At 61.2% G+C, this 21,907-nt stretch carries 20 protein-coding genes and 1 tRNA gene; 10 read left to right on the top strand and 11 right to left on the bottom strand.

What is annotated here, in order from left to right:
• The first annotated feature begins 3 nt into the window (after positions 1-3).
• The 5 genes from tilS (at position 4) to AC1RT6_RS12405 (ending at position 8,979) form a co-directional block, all read left to right on the top strand.
• The gene (gene tilS / locus AC1RT6_RS12425; RefSeq protein ID WP_079448278.1) at positions 4-1,047 is read left to right on the top strand and encodes a tRNA lysidine(34) synthetase TilS; all 1,044 of its coding nucleotides are present in this window, start codon (positions 4-6) and stop codon (positions 1,045-1,047) included.
• Between the two features lie 362 nt (positions 1,048-1,409).
• Entirely contained in the window at positions 1,410-3,332 is a 1,923-nt protein-coding gene (gene ftsH, locus AC1RT6_RS12420) for an ATP-dependent zinc metalloprotease FtsH (RefSeq protein WP_079448277.1), read from the top strand.
• 200 nt (positions 3,333-3,532) lie between these two features.
• Complete coding sequence (gene ppdK, locus AC1RT6_RS12415; protein ID WP_079448276.1) at positions 3,533-6,352, top strand: pyruvate, phosphate dikinase; 2,820 nt, start codon at positions 3,533-3,535, stop codon at positions 6,350-6,352.
• A gap of 315 nt (positions 6,353-6,667) precedes the next feature.
• Positions 6,668-8,056: a cell wall hydrolase gene (locus AC1RT6_RS12410; protein ID WP_079448275.1), complete on the top strand. Its 1,389-nt coding sequence runs from the start codon at positions 6,668-6,670 to the stop codon at positions 8,054-8,056.
• A gap of 332 nt (positions 8,057-8,388) precedes the next feature.
• Entirely contained in the window at positions 8,389-8,979 is a 591-nt protein-coding gene (locus AC1RT6_RS12405) for a hypothetical protein (RefSeq protein WP_079448274.1), read from the top strand.
• 64 nt (positions 8,980-9,043) lie between these two features.
• On the opposite strand, the gene AC1RT6_RS12400 is transcribed toward AC1RT6_RS12405, so the two are convergent.
• The 4 genes from AC1RT6_RS12400 to ygfZ all read right to left on the bottom strand — a co-directional run bounded on the left by AC1RT6_RS12400 (position 9,044) and on the right by ygfZ (position 11,787).
• On the bottom strand, positions 9,044-9,550 hold the full coding sequence (locus AC1RT6_RS12400) for a tyrosine phosphatase family protein (RefSeq protein ID WP_472790608.1): 507 nt from the start codon (positions 9,548-9,550) through the stop codon (positions 9,044-9,046).
• 127 nt (positions 9,551-9,677) lie between these two features.
• Complete coding sequence (locus AC1RT6_RS12395) at positions 9,678-10,286, bottom strand: YfbR-like 5'-deoxynucleotidase (protein WP_079448272.1); 609 nt, start codon at positions 10,284-10,286, stop codon at positions 9,678-9,680.
• On the bottom strand, positions 10,283-10,909 hold the full coding sequence (locus AC1RT6_RS12390; protein WP_079448270.1) for a DNA-3-methyladenine glycosylase I: 627 nt from the start codon (positions 10,907-10,909) through the stop codon (positions 10,283-10,285). Before AC1RT6_RS12390 ends, AC1RT6_RS12395 begins: the two co-directional genes overlap by 4 nt.
• The gene (gene ygfZ / locus AC1RT6_RS12385) at positions 10,906-11,787 is read right to left on the bottom strand and encodes a CAF17-like 4Fe-4S cluster assembly/insertion protein YgfZ (RefSeq protein WP_079448269.1); all 882 of its coding nucleotides are present in this window, start codon (positions 11,785-11,787) and stop codon (positions 10,906-10,908) included. The genes AC1RT6_RS12390 and ygfZ overlap by 4 nt, the downstream gene beginning before the upstream one ends.
• Before the next feature lie 152 nt (positions 11,788-11,939).
• Here ygfZ and AC1RT6_RS12380 point away from each other — a divergent pair, with 152 nt between their 5' ends.
• Complete coding sequence (locus AC1RT6_RS12380; protein ID WP_079448268.1) at positions 11,940-13,274, top strand: dihydroorotase; 1,335 nt, start codon at positions 11,940-11,942, stop codon at positions 13,272-13,274.
• A gap of 73 nt (positions 13,275-13,347) precedes the next feature.
• Here the strand turns inward: AC1RT6_RS12380 and AC1RT6_RS12375 are convergent, their stop codons facing one another.
• The 4 genes from AC1RT6_RS12375 to AC1RT6_RS12360 all read right to left on the bottom strand — a co-directional run bounded on the left by AC1RT6_RS12375 (position 13,348) and on the right by AC1RT6_RS12360 (position 15,141).
• Entirely contained in the window at positions 13,348-13,611 is a 264-nt protein-coding gene (locus AC1RT6_RS12375; RefSeq protein ID WP_472790605.1) for a hypothetical protein, read from the bottom strand.
• 135 nt (positions 13,612-13,746) lie between these two features.
• Positions 13,747-14,124 carry a TIGR02301 family protein gene (locus AC1RT6_RS12370; protein WP_079448286.1) on the bottom strand — a complete coding sequence of 126 codons (378 nt, stop codon included), beginning with the start codon at positions 14,122-14,124 and terminating at the stop codon, positions 13,747-13,749.
• Between the two features lie 85 nt (positions 14,125-14,209).
• Positions 14,210-14,629 (bottom strand): NUDIX hydrolase, encoded by a 420-nt coding sequence (locus AC1RT6_RS12365; RefSeq protein ID WP_079448266.1) that lies wholly within the window; start codon positions 14,627-14,629, stop codon positions 14,210-14,212.
• The gene (locus tag AC1RT6_RS12360) at positions 14,629-15,141 is read right to left on the bottom strand and encodes a hypothetical protein (protein ID WP_079448264.1); all 513 of its coding nucleotides are present in this window, start codon (positions 15,139-15,141) and stop codon (positions 14,629-14,631) included. Before AC1RT6_RS12360 ends, AC1RT6_RS12365 begins: the two co-directional genes overlap by 1 nt.
• A gap of 63 nt (positions 15,142-15,204) precedes the next feature.
• Here AC1RT6_RS12360 and AC1RT6_RS12355 point away from each other — a divergent pair, with 63 nt between their 5' ends.
• The gene (locus tag AC1RT6_RS12355) at positions 15,205-15,972 is read left to right on the top strand and encodes an SOS response-associated peptidase (protein WP_079448262.1); all 768 of its coding nucleotides are present in this window, start codon (positions 15,205-15,207) and stop codon (positions 15,970-15,972) included.
• Positions 15,973-16,033: 61 nt separating this feature from the next.
• On the opposite strand, the gene AC1RT6_RS12350 is transcribed toward AC1RT6_RS12355, so the two are convergent.
• Entirely contained in the window at positions 16,034-17,476 is a 1,443-nt protein-coding gene (locus tag AC1RT6_RS12350) for an FAD-binding oxidoreductase (RefSeq protein ID WP_087881218.1), read from the bottom strand.
• Positions 17,476-18,462 carry an L-threonylcarbamoyladenylate synthase gene (locus AC1RT6_RS12345; RefSeq protein ID WP_079448261.1) on the bottom strand — a complete coding sequence of 329 codons (987 nt, stop codon included), beginning with the start codon at positions 18,460-18,462 and terminating at the stop codon, positions 17,476-17,478. Before AC1RT6_RS12345 ends, AC1RT6_RS12350 begins: the two co-directional genes overlap by 1 nt.
• Before the next feature lie 67 nt (positions 18,463-18,529).
• On the opposite strand from AC1RT6_RS12345, the gene AC1RT6_RS12340 reads away from it, so the two are divergent.
• A tRNA-Pro gene (locus AC1RT6_RS12340) sits at positions 18,530-18,606 on the top strand.
• Between the two features lie 282 nt (positions 18,607-18,888).
• Here the strand turns inward: AC1RT6_RS12340 and AC1RT6_RS12335 are convergent.
• The gene (locus tag AC1RT6_RS12335; protein WP_079448259.1) at positions 18,889-19,854 is read right to left on the bottom strand and encodes a LysR family transcriptional regulator; all 966 of its coding nucleotides are present in this window, start codon (positions 19,852-19,854) and stop codon (positions 18,889-18,891) included.
• Positions 19,855-19,982: 128 nt separating this feature from the next.
• Here AC1RT6_RS12335 and AC1RT6_RS12330 point away from each other — a divergent pair, with 128 nt between their 5' ends.
• Positions 19,983-21,020, top strand: coding sequence for a class 1 fructose-bisphosphatase (locus tag AC1RT6_RS12330; protein ID WP_079448258.1), 1,038 nt, complete (start codon positions 19,983-19,985; stop codon positions 21,018-21,020).
• Positions 21,021-21,032: 12 nt separating this feature from the next.
• Entirely contained in the window at positions 21,033-21,905 is an 873-nt protein-coding gene (locus tag AC1RT6_RS12325; protein ID WP_079448256.1) for a phosphoribulokinase, read from the top strand.
• The last annotated feature ends 2 nt before the right edge of the window (positions 21,906-21,907 follow it).

The following is a 21,907-nucleotide window of genomic DNA, read 5'->3' as shown; positions in this document are numbered from 1 at the left end:
GCGATGAAGCCACCGAAAACGGGCCCCGCTTTGCCGATTTCGGCAACGGAAGCGAAAACGCTGTTCGCGGACTGGAAAGCGGCCCGCGTACTCGTCCTCGCCGTATCCGGCGGCCCCGATTCCATGGCGCTGATGTGGCTCGCGGCACGTTGGCGGCGCGCCGTGACAGGCGGTCCCGACCTCATTGCTGTCACCATCGATCATGGCCTGCGGCGTGGCTCCGCGCGCGAGGCGCGACACGTCAAGCTGCTCGCAACCTCGCTCGGCGTGACCCACCGCATCGTGCGCTGGAGCGGCGCCAAACCGGAATCCGGATTACCGGCGGCCGCGCGAGACGCCCGCTACCGCCTGCTGGCGAGAACAGCCCGTGCCCACGGCGCATTGCATATCCTCACCGCTCACACCTGTGATGATCAGGCGGAAACCGTTCTGATGCGATTATCACGCGGCAGCGGCATTGCGGGCCTCTCCGCAATGGCACGTGAAACGATGCGTGACGGGTTCATCCTTGCCCGGCCGTTTCTGAATGTTCCGAAGTCGAGGCTGATTGCGACGCTGAAGAAGGCAAAGATCGACTACGTGGAGGATCCGACCAATCGCGACCTCAATTTCACGCGTCCGCGTTTGCGTGCTCTGATGCCGGCGCTGGCGGAGGAAGGATGCGATGCCCATAACCTGACGCGGCTTGCATCGCGTCTGGCGCGAGCTAATACAGCGCTGGAACTCCTCGTCGACGGCGCGGAGCGTTATCTGGCCCTGCAGGATGACGACGCGCAGCATCCGGGCTTTCGAACGGAGGCGTTTGCGGTCCTCTCGGAGGAGATCAAGGTTCGATTGTTGTTGCGGGTGATCGATCGTATCGGCTGCGAGGGACGGGCTGAATTGGGTAAGGTTGAGGCTCTGCTCTTGGCACTCGAAAGCGCCGCAAATCATGCGGGTTTCGGCCGACGCGTTTTGCTCAGAAGGACGTTGGCGGGGGCGCTGGTGACGCTTACCTCCGAGCGGATCAGCGTCGAGCCGGCACCGCCCCGGCGTCGGACCAACTAATGCGGCTTGGTTAATCGCCGCGCAGAGGACCTAGCCTGTAATCCAAGGCGGATCTCATTTCCGCCCCGCGTCAAGTTCCGTCAAGCGCCACTATGCTTCAAAAATATGAAGCGACCGCAGACTCCGCCGGGCGTAAGCTTGAAAGATGAAGCGGATCAAAGAGGTGATAAGCAGAAATATTGGAAATGCGAAACCTTGTGTCAACTGCCAGGGCCGAATAGTTTTATTTAATAAGAGTTTCACCCGGTTCCCTTGGCAGGGGCAACCTCCGCGCCTAGATTGTATACGTCTCGGCAACCCCCATCTATTAAGTCGATGCAGGGATATCCGGCTGCGATCCGCGCGGCCTCGAAGGAAGATCGATGAACGCCAATATGCGCAACTTCGCCCTCTGGGTCATCATTGTCTTGCTCCTGTTGGCATTGTTCACATTGTTCCAGAGTCCTGGTCACCACACGACCGCGCAGGATATTTCGTTCTCGCAGTTGCTGACGGAAGTCGATCAGAACAATGTTCGCGATGTCGTGATCCAAGGGCAGGAGATTCACGGCACCTTCACCAACGGTTCCAACTTCCAGACCTATGCGCCAACCGATCCGGGGCTGGTGAAAAAGCTCTATGACGCCAAGGTGCAGATCACAGCTAAACCCCCCGGCGACAGCGTCCCATGGTTCGTTTCGCTACTGGTCTCGTGGCTGCCGTTCATCGCGCTCATCGGCGTGTGGATTTTTCTGTCGCGCCAGATGCAGGGCGGCGCCGGCAAGGCGATGGGTTTCGGCAAGTCTCGCGCCAAGATGCTGACGGAGGCCCACGGCCGCGTCACCTTCGAGGACGTCGCGGGCGTCGATGAGGCCAAGCAGGACCTGCAGGAGATCGTCGAGTTCCTGCGCGACCCCGGCAAATTCCAACGCCTCGGCGGGCGTATTCCGCGCGGCGTGCTTCTGGTCGGCCCGCCCGGCACCGGCAAGACGTTGATCGCGCGCGCTGTCGCGGGCGAGGCCAACGTGCCGTTCTTCACCATTTCGGGCTCGGACTTCGTCGAGATGTTCGTCGGCGTGGGCGCCAGCCGCGTCCGCGACATGTTCGAGCAGGCCAAGAAGAATGCGCCCTGCATCATCTTCATCGACGAAATCGATGCGGTCGGCCGTCACCGCGGCGCCGGTCTCGGCGGCGGCAATGATGAGCGAGAGCAGACGCTGAACCAGTTGCTGGTCGAAATGGACGGCTTCGAGGCCAATGAGGGCGTCATCCTCATTGCGGCGACCAACCGCCCCGACGTGCTTGACCCCGCGCTACTGCGCCCTGGCCGCTTCGACCGTCAGGTCGTGGTGCCGAACCCGGACGTCGTCGGCCGCGAACAAATTCTCAAGGTTCACGTTCGCAAGGTGCCGCTTGCACCCGATGTCAACCTCAAGACCGTCGCCCGCGGTACGCCCGGTTTCTCTGGCGCGGATCTGATGAATCTCGTCAACGAGGCGGCGCTGACGGCCGCCCGCCGCAACAAGCGCATGGTGACGCAGGCCGAGTTCGAGGAAGCCAAGGACAAGGTGATGATGGGCGCCGAGCGCAAGTCGCTCGTCATGACTGAGGAAGAAAAAATGCTGACGGCCTATCACGAGGGCGGTCACGCCATCGTCGGCCTTAATGTCATCGCTACCGATCCGATTCACAAGGCGACCATTATTCCGCGGGGCCGGGCGTTGGGCATGGTGATGCAACTTCCCGAACGCGACAAGCTGTCGATGTCGCTGGAACAGATGACCTCGCGACTCGCGATCATGATGGGTGGCCGCGTGGCAGAGGAAATGATTTTCGGCCACGAGAAGGTGACGTCCGGGGCTGCGTCCGACATCGATCAGGCGACGCGTCTTGCGCGCATGATGGTGACGCGCTGGGGCCTCTCGAAAGAACTCGGCACCGTGTCCTATGGCGAGAACAATGACGAGGTGTTTCTCGGCATGCAGGTCAACCGCCAGCAGAACGTGTCCGAGGCGACCGCCCAGAAGATCGACTCCGAAGTCAGGCGTCTGGTCGAGACCGGTTACAAGGACGCGACCCGCATTCTTGGCGAGAAGCGTGCCGATCTGGAGACGCTGGCCAAGGGCTTGCTTGAGTTCGAAACCTTGACCGGCGATGAGATCACCGATCTGCTCAACGGCAAGAAGCCGAACCGGGAATCGGTGCTGGAGCCTGCGACACCGCGCACGTCGGCGGTGCCGCCTGCCGGCAAAACACGTCCGCGCCCGGAACCCGATCCAGGTCTCGAACCACAGCCGCAGGCCTGAGCACCGAACGTTCGGTGCTATCCATCGGCGTCTAAAATCAAAACAGCCCGGCGTAAGCCGGGCTGTTTTGCGTTGTGCTCCGAACTTGAATTGTACGTGGATATCACTTCAGAACGAGGCCGTTCGCGTAGCTTGCGCGGCGTTGTCGAAACGTGGTGTAAGGCGCGCACGGTTTCCCTTACGAGGAATGGTTTCAAACCATGGCCAAAGCTGCCTCGAAGTCGAAAAAGCCTGCAACGAAATCAAAACCATCTACAAAATCCCGGGCGAAAAAGCGAAATTCCGCCGGTACGGGGAGGGCGACGAATAACGCAACGCCGCCGGCGAGGGGCAAGTGGGTCTATACGTTTGGAGACGGCAAGGCGGAGGGCAAAGCAGAACTGAAGGAGCTGCTCGGCGGCAAGGGTGCCAATCTCGCCGAGATGGCAAATCTCGGTTTGCCAGTGCCTCCCGGCTTCACGATTACCACCTCGGTATGCGCGGTTTTCTATGCGCATGACAAATCCTATCCCAAGGAGCTGAAGCCACAGGTCGAAAAAGCACTGCAGTACGTCGCAAAAATAACCGGCAAGGTGTTCGGTGACGCGGCCAATCCGCTTTTGGTCTCGGTGCGATCGGGAGCGCGCGCCTCGATGCCCGGCATGATGGATACGGTGCTCAATCTCGGTCTCAATGACAAGACCGTCGAAGCTATGGCCGCGCTCTCTGGCGATCGGCGATTTGCTTATGATAGCTATCGCCGCTTCATCACTATGTATTCGGATGTCGTGCTGGGCTTCGCACATCATCACTTCGAAGACATTCTGGATACGTTCAAGGATGGCAGGGGCTATTCGCTTGACACGGACCTGACCGGCGACGACTGGGTCGAGGTGGTGGGCAAGTACAAGACGGCTGTTGCACGCGAGACCGGCAAGGATTTTCCGCAAGATCCTTATGAGCAGCTGTGGGGCGCGATCGGCGCAGTGTTCTCGTCCTGGATGAATGCGCGGGCGGTCACTTATCGCAGCCTGCACAATATTCCGGAGTCGTGGGGCACCGCCGTCAACGTGCAGGCCATGGTGTTTGGCAATCTGGGTGAGACATCGGCAACCGGCGTGGCGTTCACGCGCAATCCGTCCACCGGCGAAAGCCGGCTCTATGGTGAGTTTCTCATCAACGCTCAGGGCGAGGACGTGGTGGCAGGCATCCGCACGCCGCAGGACCTCACCGAGGCGGCGCGCAAGGAGTCCGGGTCCGACAAGCCGTCGATGGAAACGGCAATGCCCGAATCCTTCAAGGAGTTGACGCGCATCTACAGGTTGCTTGAAAAGCACTATCGCGACATGCAGGACATGGAGTTCACAGTCGAGGATGGCAAGCTGTGGATGCTCCAGACCCGAAGCGGTAAACGTACCGCGCGCGCCGCGTTGCGCATCGCGGTCGAACTTGCCAATGAGGGCCTGATCTCCAGGAAAGATGCGGTGGTCCGTATCGATCCGGCCTCGCTTGATCAGTTGCTGCATCCGACCATCGATCCCAGCGCACAGCGCGACGTGGTTGCCACCGGCTTGCCGGCGTCGCCCGGCGCGGCTGCGGGTGAGATCGTGTTTTCTTCGGAGGAGGCAACCAAGCTGCAGGCCGGCGGCCGCAAGGTTATCTTGGTACGGATCGAGACCAGTCCGGAAGACATCCACGGTATGCATGCCGCCGAGGGCATTTTGACGACGCGCGGCGGCATGACCTCGCACGCGGCGGTGGTTGCGCGCGGCATGGGCAAGCCCTGCGTTTCCGGCTGCGGCAGCATCCGCGTCGATTATGGACGCGGCACCATGGCAGTCGGAGATCGCACCTTCAAGGTCGGTGACGTCATCACCATCGACGGTTCGCTCGGCGAGGTGCTGGCGGGACAGATGTCGATGATCGAGCCCGAGCTGTCCGGTGAGTTCGGTACGCTGATGGGCTGGGCCGACGAGATTCGCAAGCTCGGCATCCGGGTCAACGGCGACACGTCAGCCGACGCGCGAACGGCGGTGAGGTTTGGTGCCGAGGGAATCGGCCTGTGCCGCACCGAGCACATGTTCTTCGAGGAGACTCGCATCCGTACGGTGCGAGAAATGATTCTGGCCGAAGACGAGCAGGCGCGCCGCGCCGCGCTGTCGAAACTGTTACCGATGCAGCGCGCCGATTTCGTCGAGTTGTTCGAGATCATGAAGGGCCTGCCGGTCACGATCCGATTGCTTGATCCTCCGCTCCATGAATTTTTGCCGCATACGCAGGCCGAGATCGAGGAAGTCGCGCGTGCGATGAATACCGATCCGCGCAAGCTGGCTGACCGTGCTCGCAATCTCGCGGAATTCAATCCAATGCTTGGCTTTCGTGGGTGCCGCCTTGCCATCGTTTATCCTGAGATCGCCGAAATGCAGGCGCGGGCGATCTTCGAGGCGGCGATCGAGGCCGAAAAGCGCACCGGCAAGGCCGTCGCCGTTGAAGTCATGGTGCCGCTCATCGCGACCAAGGCGGAGTTCGATCTGGTCAAGACGCGGATCGATATGACCGCGCAATCGGTGACACGCGAAACCGGCGGCAAGCCGGCTTACCAGGTCGGCACCATGATCGAATTGCCGCGCGCCTGTCTGGCGGCAGGAGAGATCGCCGAAACGGCGGAGTTTTTTTCGTTCGGCACCAACGACCTCACGCAGACCACGTTTGGCATCAGCCGCGACGACGCGGCGAGCTTCCTTGGCGCCTATATCGCGAAGGGAATTTTGGAGATCGATCCATTCATCTCGATAGATCGTGGCGGCGTCGGAGAACTGGTGAAGATTGGCGTCGCGCGTGGCCGCAAGACCCGCCCGAATCTCAAGGTGGGCATCTGTGGTGAACACGGCGGCGATCCCGTTTCGGTGGCATTCTGTCACGAGATCGGATTGAACTATGTGTCATGCTCACCATACCGCGTACCGATCGCGCGTCTTGCCGCCGCTCATGCGGCGCTCGGCAAGATGGTCGCGAGCCGAGTGGATGATGGACGGTCATGATCGGAAAGCCTGCCGGCCGCCTAAATCAGTTCCTGAAAGCAGAAGCAGGTTTTCAGATAAGATCATGCTCCGCCGGTGAACCGCCTGCGCGTCATCCGCGGCAAATCAAGCGTTGACCGTATCTTTACTATTTCGCTCGAGGCGTTGTTTACCAACGCTCCCGATATTCGCGCGCGCTTTCGGATGCCTCTTGCCTGTTGTGCACTTGCATCGCCGATTAACGCCCTCGCAACTTTAATTGGATATTACCGAGATCGATCGAAATGGACTAAACGTACAAATCGATCACGTGTGTGGCGTTGCGTGAGCGTGTCGATGTCTGTGTTGCGTAACCAACCGAAGAGCGCGCATCTTGCGCTCTTCGGTTTCGGTCTCTGCGTCTTCGCATTGATCCCGAACGAAGTCGGATATCAGGATATTGCGTCATTGCTTGCGAGGCAGCCGGGTGTCGCCGAACGCTGGCAAAGGCGTGTTTCCGCCAACGCGGTCAGCTCCATTCAGGTCGCGACCTTCAATTTCGGGCGTCCGGTCGGCACATCGGTACCGCGCGCGGCCACACTCTTGCTTGCGAGTCTCGATGATGGCGTTGGTGCTGCCGCGCGCACCCGGCTGACGCGGCCGCCGCCACGCTATAGCGCTTCGGATTTCCCCAAGGTCAATCGGACGCTGAAGAGCGACCGTTTAGCCCTCGTTGCGCCGGAGCCGCCGCCCATTGCGCCGACGGATGCTGCGCCGCAGGACCCCTCAACGTCCAATGCGTCGGTGTTCGGGGCAAAGACGGCGACGACCCGTCATGACGGGGAACCCTCGGGGCTCGATCCCGAACTGGCGGAAGCCCTGAACGCACCTCCTTTGCCGCAATACGATATTCCGCTCGATGTGCAGCCGTCAGACGATCTTGAGGCTGACAAAGCGGTCGAGAGGCCGCAACCTTCCACCGACGAGTTTTCCATCAAGACGGCAAGCCTGTACTTCGGCAGTTCGGCACTAGGTGTCGCAAGTGAAGGTTTGGAACATTGGCGCCCCGGCGAAGAACCCATGATCGTGATGCCGGCCCTGGCAGCGGATCCTGACATGAAGGCATCCCGGCCGCCGCAGCGGGATTCTGCAAAAGCCGGCGAAACCGTGGTCGGCAAGGGCGAGGTCAAAACGCCGGCCGAGCGGCTCGGTCTTCTGGATGACAAGAAGCGCGCCAAGCAGGAAAAATGCCTCGCGGAGGCGGTTTATTTCGAAGCGCGCGGCGAAGCGGTTCGCGGCCAGATCGCGGTTGCTCAAGTGGTTATGAACCGCGTGTTCTCGGGTTACTATCCGACCACGGTGTGCGGCGCAGTCTACCAGAACGCAAATCGTCGTTTGGCCTGCCAATTCACGTTTGCCTGCGACGGCATTCGCGACGTCGTCACCGAGCCGGACATGTGGGATCGCGCCCGCAGGATAGCGAAGGCCACTCTCGACGGACGGCTGTGGCTGTCGGAAGTCGGCAAGTCGACGCACTATCACGCCTATTGGGTGCATCCTTCCTGGGTGCGCGAAATGAAGAAAATGTACCGCACCGGTGTTCATACCTTCTACCGTCCGCGCGCGTGGGGCGACGGCAAGGATGCGCCGAGTTGGGGCACAACGGCTCAGACCGCCGAAATCTCCGCCAGACTCGCCGAGGCAGCTCACAGTTCGGCTGAATTTGGTAGCTCTGCCCGGCGGTAGAGTTGCCGGCGCAATCGCCAACAGACGGCCACTGTCATTTTGGATCCTAGGCGGAGTAAGGCGCGGATCAAGGGCGACTGGCTGGCGGCTTGCGAATGATTTCTATTGTTAGAAATATCTGAAATAACTTATGAAATTCGTCTGGAAGCGTTGATCCAGCCGTCACCAGGATTCTCGCGGGCGAAGTTCGCGGGCGCCTCGTGGTGAAAGTTTCCTAGGATATTCAGACTTTACCAACCAAGCTGCTCCAATGTTGCCACGGTTAGTATGGTAAGGAGCGGGTAAAGTCGGCCATCGGCGCCATCCCGCGATCAAGTTGTCGGAGTTGCAGTATGCTCGCGCGTTTCGTGTCAGGAGTCCTGGTTGCAGGTGCGATCGCCGCACCGGCAACGGCCGGTCACCTCATGAATGCCAACGAGGCCAAACGGTTCGTATCCGGCAAGGTTTTCGCGTTCACCTGCTTCGACGGTACGCGTGGCGCCGGCCGGGTGTTCGAGGACGGGGGCGCGGCCGGCGCGGTGCAGTTCAGCGGCGAAGGTCCGGTTCGCCACATGAGGCTGCCGGGCAATACATTACAGGTGCGCGGTCAGGCGGTTTGCGCGTCGATCAAGGGTCTTCCGTTCGAACCGTGCTTCAACCTCGACAAGAAGAGCGAAGCCAGCTTCCGCGGTTCGGTATCGGGCATGGGCTTTGCGTATTGCGACTTCGACCATCAGGGGGGCAGGCAGATGCTGCTGGCGCGCGCTGCTGCACACCCGTATGCTCGCCGCAGGGTTTCGCGCACGGCCGATGCGTCGAACACGGAAGTGACCGCGCGTGTCGAAACCCCGAGGGTCGAGAGCGCCAGGCTTGAGCCCGTCAAGCCGGAAGCCAGGCCGGCCAAGGTCGAAGGCGCTTTGGAACTACGACGTTCCACCGATTAAGTTCGGTAGACACACCGATCGCGCTGGGTCGCGAGCCGCTTTTCCGCGAAAAGCATAATATCGATTATGCCAGATCGATGCGGAACGGTCGGCCTTCGATCGTCATATCGCCGGGACCCATTTCGTCGACCGCGCGCAGCATTCGTCCTCCACGTCCAAGAGCTTTGTCTGCCAGCGCTACGATCAGGCGATTCGGCTGCGCGATTGGCGAGGCCGCTCGGATCTGACGTGCGATGGAGATCTCGTCGCGATGCGGGTTGAGCGCGCAGGCGGCGGTGAAAGCGCTCGCGGTCGACCGGCTGATCCCGGCGTAGCAATGCACCACCAGCGGCGCCTTGCGATCCCAGCCACGGATGAACGTCAGAACCTGCATGATATGATCGTCGTTCGGCGCGACGAAACCATCCACGGGCTCGTTGATGTCGTCCATCGACACCTTCAGATGATTAGCCTCGAGAATCGAGTGCGGCCGCCGCACCTGATCGACGTTCGCCATGACAGTGAGGACATGGCTGGCACCGCTGGTTTTCACGGTTTGCGCAAGCGCGGCAAGCGAGCAGACGTGGATCATGGCGTTCCCGAGTTTTCGGGAGATTATAGGCCGGAGCGCCTTGGGACAAAAGGCGGTCCGCGAAGATGATGCGGTTCCGATATTTTTGGGCGGGACGCAGGCGCCAAATACTTATCCTGATCCCGCTCTAACCGCACAGGCTCTGGAATCGCGCCAGGAACCGGTTCTCGGCCTCGCTCGCCGGCCACGGCGTCAGATAATCCTCGATCATCGCCTCCGGAAGGCCCGGATCGCTGCCGAACAGCCGCTTCGCCTCGGGCTCCGAGAAACCTGCGAGATGGGTCGCTTCGAGATAGGCCGCGCCCATGTCGGCATCCTTGATCTGCTGCTCGATGTCGGCGGGCAATGCTGGTTGCAGTCCGAAGCGGATGTGGATCGCCGACAGCAGCCGCTTCTCCACCGCCTTGTAGGAACCGCCGATCACCGCCTTGAATGGTGAGATCATGTCGCCGATGACATATTCCGGCGCGTCATGCAGCAGCGCCGCCAGCCGCACCCGGATATCGACGCGTGGCGTGTGCTCGCGCATCACGGCCTCGACCAGCAGCGTGTGCTGCGCGACCGAGAAAATATGCTCGCCGTGGGTCTGGCCGTTCCATCGCGCGACGCGGGCGAGGCCATGCGCGATATCCGCGATCTCGATGTCGAGCGGCGAGGGATCGAGCAGGTCGAGCCGCCGCCCGGACAGCATTCGCTGCCATGCGCGCGTCGCGGTCTTCGAAACCCGTCCCGTCATTGCGCAGCGGAACGTGGCTTGCGCGCCTGCTTGCCGCACGTCTCATGGCAATGGCATGTGACCAGATGGTCGTTGACCATCCCCGTCGCCTGCATGAAGGCGTAGACGATCGTGGGCCCGACGAACTTGAATCCGCGCGATGTCAATTCCTTCGAGATTTTGATCGACAGCGGTGTCGAGGTCGGTACGGTCGCGGTGGTCTTGAACCGATTGACCTTCGGCCGGCCGTCCATGAAATTCCACAGCAGCGCGGAAAAGCCCGGACCCTGCTCCATGATCGTCACGTAGGACTTCGCGCTGGTGATGGCCCCCTCGATTTTAGCCCGATTGCGTACGATTCCCGCATCGTCCATCAGCGCGTGGACCTTCTTCTCGTCGTAGCGGGCGATTGTCTCAGGGTTGAAATCCTCGAAGGCGCGGCGGAAGTTGTCGCGCTTGCGCAAAATCGTGATCCACGACAGACCGGCTTGAAAGCCGTCGAGGATCAGCTTTTCGAACAGCGCGCGGTCGTCATATTCGGGTATGCCCCATTCAGTATCGTGATAGGCGAGATAGAGCGGGTCGTCGCCGGGCCACGGACAGCGGGCGAGGCCGTCGGCATGCATACGCGCGGATTGCGTCATGCGACAGTATTCTTCGCCGATAGCTTCAGATCGTCCGGTTCGGCGACATGGATCGGAACGCCGCCCACGGTCAACGGAATCCCGGCCTCGATCGCGTCGGCGGCGCGATCCAGCCGCAGCAGCGCAAGACCCTGGTCCGCTGCCGACGAGCCCATGGTGCCTACGGACTTCTCCCCCGCGACCACGGCCGCCCCTGGCTCGGGCGCGCCATTGTCCAGGCGCACTCGCACAATCCGGCTGCGCGCAGTGCCGCGATGCTCCATGCGTGAAACCACTTCCTGACCGACATAGCAGCCTTTGTCGAAATCGACGCCGTGTAGCCGGTCCATATTGGCTTCATGCGGAAAAGCATCGCCGAACGTGAAATCCAGTCCGCCGCTCGGCACGCCCGCGGCGATCCGGTGAGCCTCATAGTCGGCGCTTTCGACCAGTTCGGCGCCGATCACATTGGCTGCTCGGGCCGCGAGTTCTTCCGGCGCGAGAATGCGCCAGCCGAGCTTGTCGCTGCGCGGGTCTGCGAAGGTCAGGTCGGGGTGCATGGCGGGTTCGCCGTCCCAGGCCGCCAGCACGCCGAGCTTGCCCGAAAGGTTTTCGACCGTGACCTTGGCGCGCAGCTTGTAAAAACCCAGCTTGGTCGCGAGCGGCTGAGCTAGCGGCAACGGGCAATCGATAAGAAAGCCGCCGCCGTGACCGGCCTGCGCTTCGGTGATGAGGAAATCGAAGGTGATCTTGCCTTGCGGCGTCAGCAGCGCGCCAAATCGCCCAAGCCCCGGCTCAACCTTGGTCACGTCCGTGGTCACCAGACCGTTGAGAAAATTGCGGGCGTCGTCGCCGCTGACCTTCACCACGCCCCGGTCGGGAAGAAACGCTGCTTTCATGACACTTCTCTTGGTTCGGGCGTTGCTCTCTTGGCGGTTCCCGCGCAGTACCCACCGGGGAAACCTGCGTGCCGGATTTCGCTTTCGGAACGTAAGCCGCTAAGGTGCGGGCAACAAGGTCCGCGCGGCCGCGCGGAAAGCTTTTGGGAACGATGACCAAGACATTTGACGTGATTCTGAGATCCGGCACCATCGTCAATCAGGACGGCGAGGGGGTCGGTGACATCGCCGTTTCAAACGGCCGCATCGCGGCGATCGGCGGATTTGGCCAGGCCGACGCGGGCGAGGTCATCGACTGCCGGGGGCTGCATATTCTGCCCGGCGTGATCGACACCCAAGTGCATTTCCGCGAGCCGGGACTGACGCACAAGGAAGACCTCGAAACCGGCTCGCGCAGCGCGGTGATGGGCGGCGTGACTGCGGTGTTCGAGATGCCGAACACCAATCCTCTGACAGTCACGGCGGAAACCTTCGCCGCGAAGATGAAGGCGGCGCATCATCGGATGCATTGCGATTTCGCATTCTTCATAGGCGGCACCCGCGAGAATGTGCAGGATCTGCCCGAACTGGAACGCGCTCCCGGCTGCGCCGGCGTCAAGGTGTTCGTCGGATCGTCCACCGGCGCGCTGCTGGTCGAGGATGACGACAGTCTGCGGAAAATCTTCAACGTGATCCGCCGCCGTGCCGCGTTTCACGCCGAGGACGAATACCGTCTGAACGAGCGCAAGAATTTGCGCGTCGACGGTGATCCGCGCTCGCATCCGGTGTGGCGCGACGAGACCGCCGCGCTACTGGCGACGCAGCGGCTCGTTACTCTCGCCCGCGAGACCGGAAAGCGCATTCATGTGCTGCATATTTCGACCAAGGAAGAGATCGAGTATCTGCGCGACCACAAGGATGTGGCCTCCTGCGAGGCGACACCACATCACCTGACCATGGCCGCCCCCGGATGCTATGAGCGGCTTGGCACGCTGGCGCAGATGAATCCGCCGGTGCGCGATGCGGCACATCGCTCAGGGATATGGAAGGGCATCGAGCAGGGCATCATCGATGTGCTCGGCTCCGATCACGCACCGCATACGCTGGAGGAGAAGCAGAAGACCTATCCGGCATCGCCGTCGGGCATGACCGGCGTGCAGACGCTGGTGCCTTTGATGCTGGATCACGTCAATGCGGGCCGCCTGTCGCTGGCGCGCTTTGTCGATCTCACCAGCGCCGGTCCGGCGCGGCTGTTCAACATCGCTTGCAAGGGACGGATCGCAGCCGGCTACGATGCCGACTTCACTGTGGTTGATCTCAGCCGGACCGAGACCATTACGAACAAATGGGTGGCGTCGCGCGTAGGCTGGACGCCCTATGACGGTGTCGACGTGACGGGCTGGCCGGTCGGCACTTTCGTGCGCGGCCGCCGCGTGATGTGGCAGGGGGAACTGACGACCGCATCCACGGGCGAGCCGGTGCGTTTTCTGGAGACGCTGAAGCCCTAGAGCATGATTCCGAAAAGTGGATACCGATTTTCGGATAAGATCATCTCAATCAAAAGGATGGCCGGAGCTGGGCTTATTGCTTCGCCAGCGCGATCGAGAACTCGCCGTTGCGAACGCGGCCCGCAAGACCTTCGACGAACGTCGCCACGGCATCCTCGCCATAGGTGCCGACAAGTTCGGCGAAGGCAGCAAACAGGCTGGCCTGCGCCAGACAATCGCCATCGACACCGTCGTGCCGCGCCTCGGCCCACGCTTCATTGAGGTAGCTCAGCGCAGCCTGCTTCTGCTCATGATCGGGCAGATCGCGGGCCGTGCTGAATGCAAATGGCGGGCGCATGAAAATTCCGAATACGTCTGACGAGGCGAACGCTCAATGGCCGTGGTTTAGCACGCGATTCGGGGCCGGACAGCCAGTTCTTTAGGAAAGGTTAACGCGCCTTGGCGCATTTGACGCGCAATCCCGGCGGCAGAATCAGTTTGCGTATCTGGCGGTCAGGTCGCGGGAAATTTTCGCGCCTTCCTCGACATACCGACGGATTGCGACATTCGCGGCTGGCGTGCATACCCGGTAAGTCTGCTGGAACCAGTTATAGCCGCGGTTAAAGGCTGCGATCATCCTGGAACGGCGTTCGCCCGAGGGCGTTTCGGCGTCGATCAGGGCCTGCATTTCGCTGCGCCATTTCGCGCCGTCGTTGGCGGCGCAGATGTCGCGAAGATAGTGCAGCGTGCCGAGGATTTCGGCCAGACGTTGTAGATCGGCGTCAAAGGGCGCGGCCCCGTCCTGCGCGCGCGCGGGCATCGCGCCACAGATCGCAGCCACCAGAACAACCGCTAAAACCGATTTACGCATGAAGAGGCCCGGATCCGTCGTGATATGCCCCTTCAATGCGATGGAAGCAAGGCGGGACGATCTGCACAGGGCTTTCAACCCCGGTTCAAACCCCGACGAGCCGCCGTGCGGAATCGATGATGGTTTGCAGACCTTCGGTGAGCCGCAATTCGCCTGGCAACTCGGGGGCGACCCAACTGAAGGCGTCGAGTTCGTCGTTCAGGATGGGGTCGCCTGCGATCCAACGGGTCGCGAACGACATCACGATGTAATGCCCGTCGCCGGGCCGAGTCGGCATCACCTCCCGCCAGCCCACGAGACCGATAATCTCGATCGTGAGCCCGGTTTCCTCCGCCACCTCGCGATGTAGCGCGCCAGCGACGGTCTCGCCGAATTCGATTCGTCCGCCGGGTAGAGAGTGCAAGCCCTTGCCGGGCGGCCGGGCGCGGCGCACCAGCAAAATCTTGCCGTCGCGGAAGATCGCGGCGCTGACGGCGAGTTGCGGAAACTGACGCGCGGGAGGCATCAGTGGTTCATAATGTAATCGACATCGGTTTCGCCACCCTGACCATTGATGATGCCGCCGGCCCGCATGACCATCGGCTTGATCCAGCCGACCGCCTGTGTCGCAAGCGCGGCGCGTGTCTCGTGCTGGCGAACCTCCTTCATCGCCGAAGCCACTGCGGTCAGGATTGAGGTCATGGTGGCAGTCAGCTTATCGAATTTGGCGCGAATGTCGGGGTTGGCGTTTTCATAAGCCTGGATCGCCTGCTCGCGTGCCTTGAAATTCGAGGCCATGAAATGCTCCCGGTAGGTCAGGGGCCGCCAATTTAGGAAATCCTCCACGCAATCGGGCATGTCTGGTATCATTTCGAGCAGCATGATGGCTTCGTTGAAGTGATTGAGATAGTCAGTCGCAAGGCCGCTTTGCGGGTTGATATTGGCGGCCGCCAGCGCGGCCCCGCTGCCCGCCCCGTTCTGGTCGGCTTGCGTCGCGATTGCTGGAGAGAAGGGTGATTCGTTGGCCGTCGATGTCATTCGTTCCAGTGTTGGACTCCGATATTAAAACGGATTGAATGTCGCATCTGTTGGGACAATGAAATGTGCGGGCGCTACGTGATCTTGTCGCCGCCGGAGGCGATGCGTCAGGTTTTTGGGTACGCCGAACAGCCGAATTTCCCGCCGCGGTACAATATTGCGCCGACCCAGCCGGCTCCTGTCGTCATCCTTGAGAATGATGCCCGGCGTTTCCGTCTCATGCGGTGGGGCCTGATTCCGGCCTGGGTCAAGGACCCCCGGCAGTTCGCGCTTCTCATTAATGCCCGCGCCGAGACGGTGCTGGACAAGCCCTCTTTCAAGAACGCGATGAAACGGCGCCGCTGCCTGCTTCCGGCCGACGGCTACTACGAATGGCATCAATCGGAAGAACGAAAGCGGCCGTTCTTCATCCGGCCGGGCAATGGCAGGCTGATCGCGTTTGCGGGCCTTGCAGAGACCTGGGTCGGGCCGAACGGCGAAGAGCTTGATACGGTCGCCATCGTCACCACGGCGGCGCGCGGCGATCTCGCGACCTTGCATCCGCGCGTGCCGGTGACGATCGCTCCTGCGGATCGCGCGCGCTGGCTCGACGGCGCCGCTATCGAATCCGAAGAGGCTGCGCTGTTGCTGCGCGCGCCGGAAAACGGCGAATTCGTCTGGCATGAGGTGTCGGCGCGCGTGAACCATGTCGTCCACGACGATGAGCAACTGATTATGCCAATCTCAGCAGAGCAACTGGAAAGCGAGGCGAAGCAGGCCGCAAAGAAGCCAGCGGCTCGCAAGGCTGCGTCCGCAACCTTAAGCGACGATGGTCAGGGCTCGCTGTTCTGACGTGGAAAGCAACATTTCGTGGCCATTGCGCCATTTCAAAAAAGCTGCCGTTTTCCAACCCCTACAGTACCTTGCCCGGATTCATGATGCCGAGAGGGTCGAATAGCGCCTTAATGCCGCGCATCACTTCGATTGCCGTCTTGTCCTTCACGCCGGGCAGATCATCGCGCTTCAGCACGCCGATACCGTGTTCAGCGGAAATCGAGCCGCCCATCCGCAGCGCGATCTTGAAGACGACGGCATTGACCTCCTGCCACCGGGCGAGAAATTCCTGTGTCGTCATCCCGCTCACGGGTTGGCTGACATTGTAGTGAATGTTGCCATCTCCAAGGTGGCCGAACGGGACCGGGCGGGCGTCCGGAATGAGCTTTGCCACGGCGATATTGGCCTCGGCGATGAAGGCAGGTACGGCGGCGACGGGCACAGAGATATCGTGCTTGATCGAGCCGCCCTCCCGTTTCTGTGCCGGCGGGATCGTCTCGCGCAGCTTCCAGAACGCCGCTCGCTGCTGAAGGCTGGCCGCAAGAACCGCATCGCCGACGAAGCCGTTCCTTATGCCCCGATCGAGAACGGCCTCAACGGTCGCAGCCGCATCGTCACGCGACGATGAGATTTCCATCAGCACATACCAGGGATGGCGGTAAGCGAGCGGATCGCGGATGTCGGTGCCGTGCTTGAGGCAGATGTCGACGCAGATCTCTGCAAGCAGTTCGAAACTTGTCAGGCTCCCGGCCGCTTCGGCCTGAGAGATGGCCAGCAGTTTCAGAGCGTCGGCCGGCGATTTCAGGCCAACGAAAGCGGTTTGCACCGAGCGCGGTTTCGAGAACAGCTTCACGACCGCGGCGGTGATGATACCGAGGGTGCCTTCGGCGCCGATGAACAGGTTGCGCAGATCGTAGCCGGTATTGTCCTTTTTCAGCTTGGACAAACCGTTGAGGATGCGCCCGTCGGCCAGCACCACCTCGAGGCCGAGCGCCATGTCGCGAGCCACGCCATACGCCAGCGCGCCGGTGCCGCCGGCATTGGTCGAGAGATTGCCGCCGATGGTGCAGCTTCCTTCAGCGCCGAGCGACAAGGGGAAGAAACGGTCAGCCTCGTCGGCGCGCCGCTGGATTGTCTGCAGGATAACGCCGGCCTCGACCGTCATTGTGTTGGAGGCGGTATCGACTTCGCGGATTCTGTCCATCCGCCGCATCGACACCACGACCTCGCCGCTGTGCGGGGTCTGTCCGCCGACGAGACCGGTGTTGCCGCCCTGCGGGACCAGCGCGATCCGATGTTCACTCGCGAGCTTGCAGATCGCCGATACCTCTGCCGTCGATGCGGGACGCAGCACCAGCGGGGAGCGGCCATGAAACAGGTTGCGCGCCTCCGTGAGGTATTGCGCCAGTTCCTCGGCGTCGGTTACCGCATATTTGTCGCCGACGATGGCCGTGAGGCGCGCAATCAGATCGGGCGACAACGGCGGCTGCAGGAATTCTGGCCTGACGATCGGCACGTCCATCAGCCTTTCGGGGCGGCGGCGCGGCGCAACCTGTCGTTGATGGCTTCCCCGAGCCCCTCGTCGGGAACCGGCATCACTGCGATGGTCCGCGCACCGCTGGTGTCTAAGGCGCGAAGACAGCCGAAAAGATTGGCGGCGGCCTCCTTTAGATCACCGCATTCGGACAGATTTATCACAGCGGCCGCGGTGTCGACACCCGACAGATCGGTCCGACCGAAAGCCAGTAGCGCCTCGCCGCGCGTAAGGTTCGCTACATTGAGCCGCATCCGGGCGCGTGGTGCGTAGTGCGAGTCCAGCATTCCTGACGCCAGCGGCCGTCCAGCGGCCGCGCCGGGATCTGGCGAGGCCAAAGTGTGGCCCAGCACGCGCTCGATGTCGGCGCGCGGAATTCCGCCGGGACGCAGCAACGCCGGCCGATCGAAACAGCCGATGATGGTTGACTCAATGCCAACCTCCACCGGTCCGCCGTCGACGATGAGGTCGATCCGTCCCGCGAGATCGCTTTGTACATGCGCCGCCGTCGTCGGTGAGACGTGGCCCGACAGGTTGGCGGAGGGCGCGACAACCGCGCCGCCGAAATCGCGCAGGATAGCGCGCGCCACTGGATGAGCGGGAACCCGCAGGGCGACGGTGTCGAGGCCCGCGGTGGCAAGATCGGCTACCGGGCAGCGAGTGCCCTTCGGCAGCACCAGCGTCAGCGGACCCGGCCAGAACGCATCGGCGAGCGCGAGGGCGGTGGCATTGAACCGGGCGGTCCGTTTCGCGGCCGCAAGGTCTCCGACATGGACGATTAGCGGATTGAATGCGGGCCTGCCCTTGGCCTGGTAGAGCCGTGTGATCGCCTCCGCGTTGGCGGCGTCAGCGCCGAGGCCGTAAACCGTCTCAGTGGGGAACGCGACAAGCCCGCCGTCGCGCAGCGTCCGCGCGGCTGCGGCTGTCGCGGTCTCCCCGGCCGGTCGAATCTGCGTTGTCAGGTCCACGGTCATAGCGGTTTCGGTTCTCAATTCAGCTTCTTGCGGTGCGCGAAACCCAAGGCTATAAGCCGCGTCTTGTCGGAGTGTGGCTCAGCCCGGTAGAGCACTGCGTTCGGGACGCAGGGGTCGCAGGTTCAAATCCTGCCACTCCGACCATCATTTCAATGACTTATAATTTCGATGCGCCAGCCGCGCAACGCGGCGCGCGACGAATTGACCCCTCATGCGTGCGGTGGCCGTATGCTAGGCGCTAGTGCTTGTTTACGTCGGACCGCTTGTTACGCGGCCGCGAGATTGTCTGGCATGCATTTTCCCGTTTCAGTATCCTGTTATGCGTCGACTTCGATCTTTCGATGCGAAAGATCAAAAGCGTTGACCCGATGCATTTTGCGTCAAGATCGCGCGGTGGTTGCTCACGCGCGAACCTACCGGGCCGATTCACCTGGCCGGCGTAGGCCCCGGATCAGTGCCGCCGTGGCCGAGCGGCGCCTGCGGCAGGAACTGCCGGCCGTTTTCGACCAGGAAATCGAGCATTTCCTGCGCCGGAGGAAGCAACACCTTGTCTTTTCTCCTGACGACGAACCATTGCCGAATAATAGGAAGCCCGGTGATGTCGAGCGTGATCATCCGGCCTTCCTTAAGTTCCACGGCCACGGTGTGCGCCGAGATGAAAGCGATCCCGAGACCGGCGATGACCGCCTGCTTGATGGTCTCGTTGCTGCTCATCTCCATGCCGATCTGGGGCTCGAGATTGCTGTTCTCAAAAAACTGTTCCATGAGGAATCGTGTACCCGAGCCCGGTTTGCGGGACACGAACCTTTCGTGCGCCAGATCGACCGCCGAAAGCCCGGACGCGTTTGCAAGCCGGTGTCCTGTCGGCGCGATGACGACATGCGGATGGTCGCCGATCAAATGCCGGTCCAGTTCGATATCGGGAGGCGGGTGGCCCATGATGGCAAAATCGAGCGCATAGCTGCGCAGAGCCTGACGTATGTCCTGGCGATTGACGATCGTCAGACTGATGTCCATCCCCGGATGAAGCTTCGAAAACGCGGAAATCGCAAATGGGACAAAATATTTTGCCGTACTGACAGCGCCGATCGATATGCGCCCGCCGGTTCGACCGGTGATCATGTCGAGCGACGTTGCGCAACTTTCGATCGCAGCTTCGATGCGCTCGAAAAGCGTGTACAACTCCTGTCCAGCAGGCGTGAGAACCATGCCATCGCTGGTTCGCTGGAGCAGAGGCAGTCCGCAGAGTTGCTGAAGATTCCGCAATTGCAGCGTGACCGCAGGTTGAGTCAAATGCAATTTGTTGGCGGCGGCAGTGACGCTACCTCCTACCGCAACCGATGCCAAAGCACGAAGCTGCCGAATTGTAACGTCGCGAAGCTTCGTGATCATATAAGAAAATTTTTGCCTCGATGAAGGATATTGAAATTGTACTTATTACATGCAACGAGTCAATTCTCGCGATGCTCTGGAAAGCGGCAAATCGGCTGTTTGGAGATTGCGGCCGAGGGGGAGTCTGAATGAGCCAAGAGCTGACACTGCAGCAAAGGATGGATGGCGAGGCGGGATCGGATCCGCTCCGCCAGGCAGTGAAGGAAGCAGTAGCTGCGCTTGCGCGGGCTGCGGTCGATATTTCCGATCTGACCTGCCGCGGAGCGTTGGCCGGGATCACCGGACAGGCACAAGGTCGTAACACCGACGGTGATGTTCAAAAAGATCTCGATGTTCGCGCCGATCAAATTATTCGCGACGCTCTCGGCAAGCTGCCGATCGCAGCGCTTGCCTCGGAGGAAATGGCGGATCTGGATATTTTGAATCCGGGCGCGCCGATCTGCGTTGCATTCGATCCGTTGGACGGTTCGTCGAACATCAACACGAACATGTCGGTAGGTACGATTTTTTCAATCATGCCGACGCCTTCCGATGTCAATGCGGCCTTCAGGCAAGCAGGAAGTGCGCAGCTTGCGGCCGGTTTCGTTGTCTATGGTCCGCAGACCTCTCTCGTTCTCACGCTCGGGCGGGGTGTCGACATCTTCACGCTTGACCGAGCCGACAGGGTGTTCAAGCTCACCGGATCGTCAGTGCAAATCCCGACGGACGCAAACGAGTTCGCGATCAATGCATCGAACAGGCGGCACTGGGACCTGCCGGTTCGCGCCTATATCGATGAGTGCCTTGCGGGAGCCGATGGCCCCTGCGGCAAGAATTTCAACATGCGCTGGATCGGCTCGCTCGTCGCGGAGGCTTTCCGCATTCTTATTCGCGGCGGTATTTTCCTCTATCCCGGAGACGCTCGGGACGGCTATGAGGAAGGGCGCCTGCGCCTGGTTTACGAGGCGCACCCGATGGCTTTCATCGTCGAGCAGGCGGGCGGCGGCGCTTCGACCGGACGAAAGCGGGTTCTCGATATCGTACCCGACAGCCTTCATCAGCGAGTGCCGCTGATTATGGGTTCGATCAAGAACGTCCAGCGGCTCGAACATATGCATACGGTCCCCGACGTCGCTCTGGAAGCGAATGCGCCGTTGTTCGGGAACCGCGGTCTGTTTCGCGTTTGAGGGGCTTATATCGTGTCAAGGAAGCATCCCATCATATCAATTACGGGTTCGTCGGGCGCCGGTACGACGTCCGTCAAGCGAACCTTCGAGCAGATTTTCCGCCGCGAGAATGTCGTTGCGGCCTACATCGAAGGCGACGCCTTCCACCGTTACAATCGCGCTGAAATGCGCACCCGCATGGCCGAGGAATCGGACAAGGGCAACAAGCACTTCAGTCATTTCAGTCCTGAAACCAACTTGTTCGCCGAACTTGAGGGTGTGTTCCGTAGCTATGGCGAGACCGGAACGGGCAACACGCGATACTATGTTCACGACGATGCGGAATCGGCGCTGCACGGTGTTCCTCCTGGAACGTTTACGGACTGGCAGCCTCTGCCGGATGCCTCGGATTTGTTGTTCTACGAGGGTCTTCACGGGGCCGTTGTGACCGACAAGGTAAATGTCGCTCAGTACGCGGATCTCAAGATCGGTGTCGTTCCCGTCATCAATCTCGAATGGATCCAGAAGCTGCACCGCGACCGGAATGCGCGCGGCTATTCCACCGAGGCGGTCACCGACACCATCCTCCGGCGCATGCCGGATTACGTCAATTATATCTGTCCTCAATTCGCTGAGACGGACATCAATTTCCAACGCGTGCCGACGGTGGATACTTCGAACCCGTTCATCTCCCGGTGGATACCGACGCCCGACGAGTCGATGGTCGTCATCCGCCTCAAGAATCCGCGCGGGATCGATTTTCCGTATCTGCTGTCGATGATTCCGAGCAGCTTTATGTCGCGCGCCAACTCTATCGTCATCCACGGATCCAAGCTGGACCTCGCGATGCAGTTGATCCTGACGCCGCTCATCCTTCAGCTCATCGAGCGAAAGAAACGCGCATGAGT

Source organism: Nitrobacter sp. MLSD-S21, from assembly GCF_058809865.1.
This window is presented reverse-complemented; position numbering and strand designations above follow the sequence as displayed.

Coding starts and splice junctions, on each gene's coding strand:
- ygfZ (WP_079448269.1), bottom strand. CDS start 11,787: ATGAAAGCAGCGTTTCTTCCCGACCGGGGCGTGGTGAAGGTCAGCGGC.
- AC1RT6_RS12395 (WP_079448272.1), bottom strand. CDS start 10,286: ATGACGGGACGGGTTTCGAAGACCGCGACGCGCGCATGGCAGCGAATG.
- AC1RT6_RS12390 (WP_079448270.1), bottom strand. CDS start 10,909: ATGACGCAATCCGCGCGTATGCATGCCGACGGCCTCGCCCGCTGTCCG.
- AC1RT6_RS12345 (WP_079448261.1), bottom strand. CDS start 18,462: ATGACCGTGGACCTGACAACGCAGATTCGACCGGCCGGGGAGACCGCG.
- ppdK (WP_079448276.1), top strand. CDS start 3,533: ATGGCCAAAGCTGCCTCGAAGTCGAAAAAGCCTGCAACGAAATCAAAA.
- AC1RT6_RS12335 (WP_079448259.1), bottom strand. CDS start 19,854: ATGATCACGAAGCTTCGCGACGTTACAATTCGGCAGCTTCGTGCTTTG.
- AC1RT6_RS12350 (WP_087881218.1), bottom strand. CDS start 17,476: ATGGACGTGCCGATCGTCAGGCCAGAATTCCTGCAGCCGCCGTTGTCG.
- AC1RT6_RS12355 (WP_079448262.1), top strand. CDS start 15,205: ATGTGCGGGCGCTACGTGATCTTGTCGCCGCCGGAGGCGATGCGTCAG.
- AC1RT6_RS12400 (WP_472790608.1), bottom strand. CDS start 9,550: ATGATCCACGTCTGCTCGCTTGCCGCGCTTGCGCAAACCGTGAAAACC.
- tilS (WP_079448278.1), top strand. CDS start 4: ATGAAGCCACCGAAAACGGGCCCCGCTTTGCCGATTTCGGCAACGGAA.
- AC1RT6_RS12330 (WP_079448258.1), top strand. CDS start 19,983: ATGAGCCAAGAGCTGACACTGCAGCAAAGGATGGATGGCGAGGCGGGA.
- AC1RT6_RS12375 (WP_472790605.1), bottom strand. CDS start 13,611: ATGCGCCCGCCATTTGCATTCAGCACGGCCCGCGATCTGCCCGATCAT.
- AC1RT6_RS12360 (WP_079448264.1), bottom strand. CDS start 15,141: ATGACATCGACGGCCAACGAATCACCCTTCTCTCCAGCAATCGCGACG.
- ftsH (WP_079448277.1), top strand. CDS start 1,410: ATGAACGCCAATATGCGCAACTTCGCCCTCTGGGTCATCATTGTCTTG.
- AC1RT6_RS12365 (WP_079448266.1), bottom strand. CDS start 14,629: ATGCCTCCCGCGCGTCAGTTTCCGCAACTCGCCGTCAGCGCCGCGATC.
- AC1RT6_RS12405 (WP_079448274.1), top strand. CDS start 8,389: ATGCTCGCGCGTTTCGTGTCAGGAGTCCTGGTTGCAGGTGCGATCGCC.
- AC1RT6_RS12370 (WP_079448286.1), bottom strand. CDS start 14,124: ATGCGTAAATCGGTTTTAGCGGTTGTTCTGGTGGCTGCGATCTGTGGC.
- AC1RT6_RS12380 (WP_079448268.1), top strand. CDS start 11,940: ATGACCAAGACATTTGACGTGATTCTGAGATCCGGCACCATCGTCAAT.
- AC1RT6_RS12410 (WP_079448275.1), top strand. CDS start 6,668: ATGTCTGTGTTGCGTAACCAACCGAAGAGCGCGCATCTTGCGCTCTTC.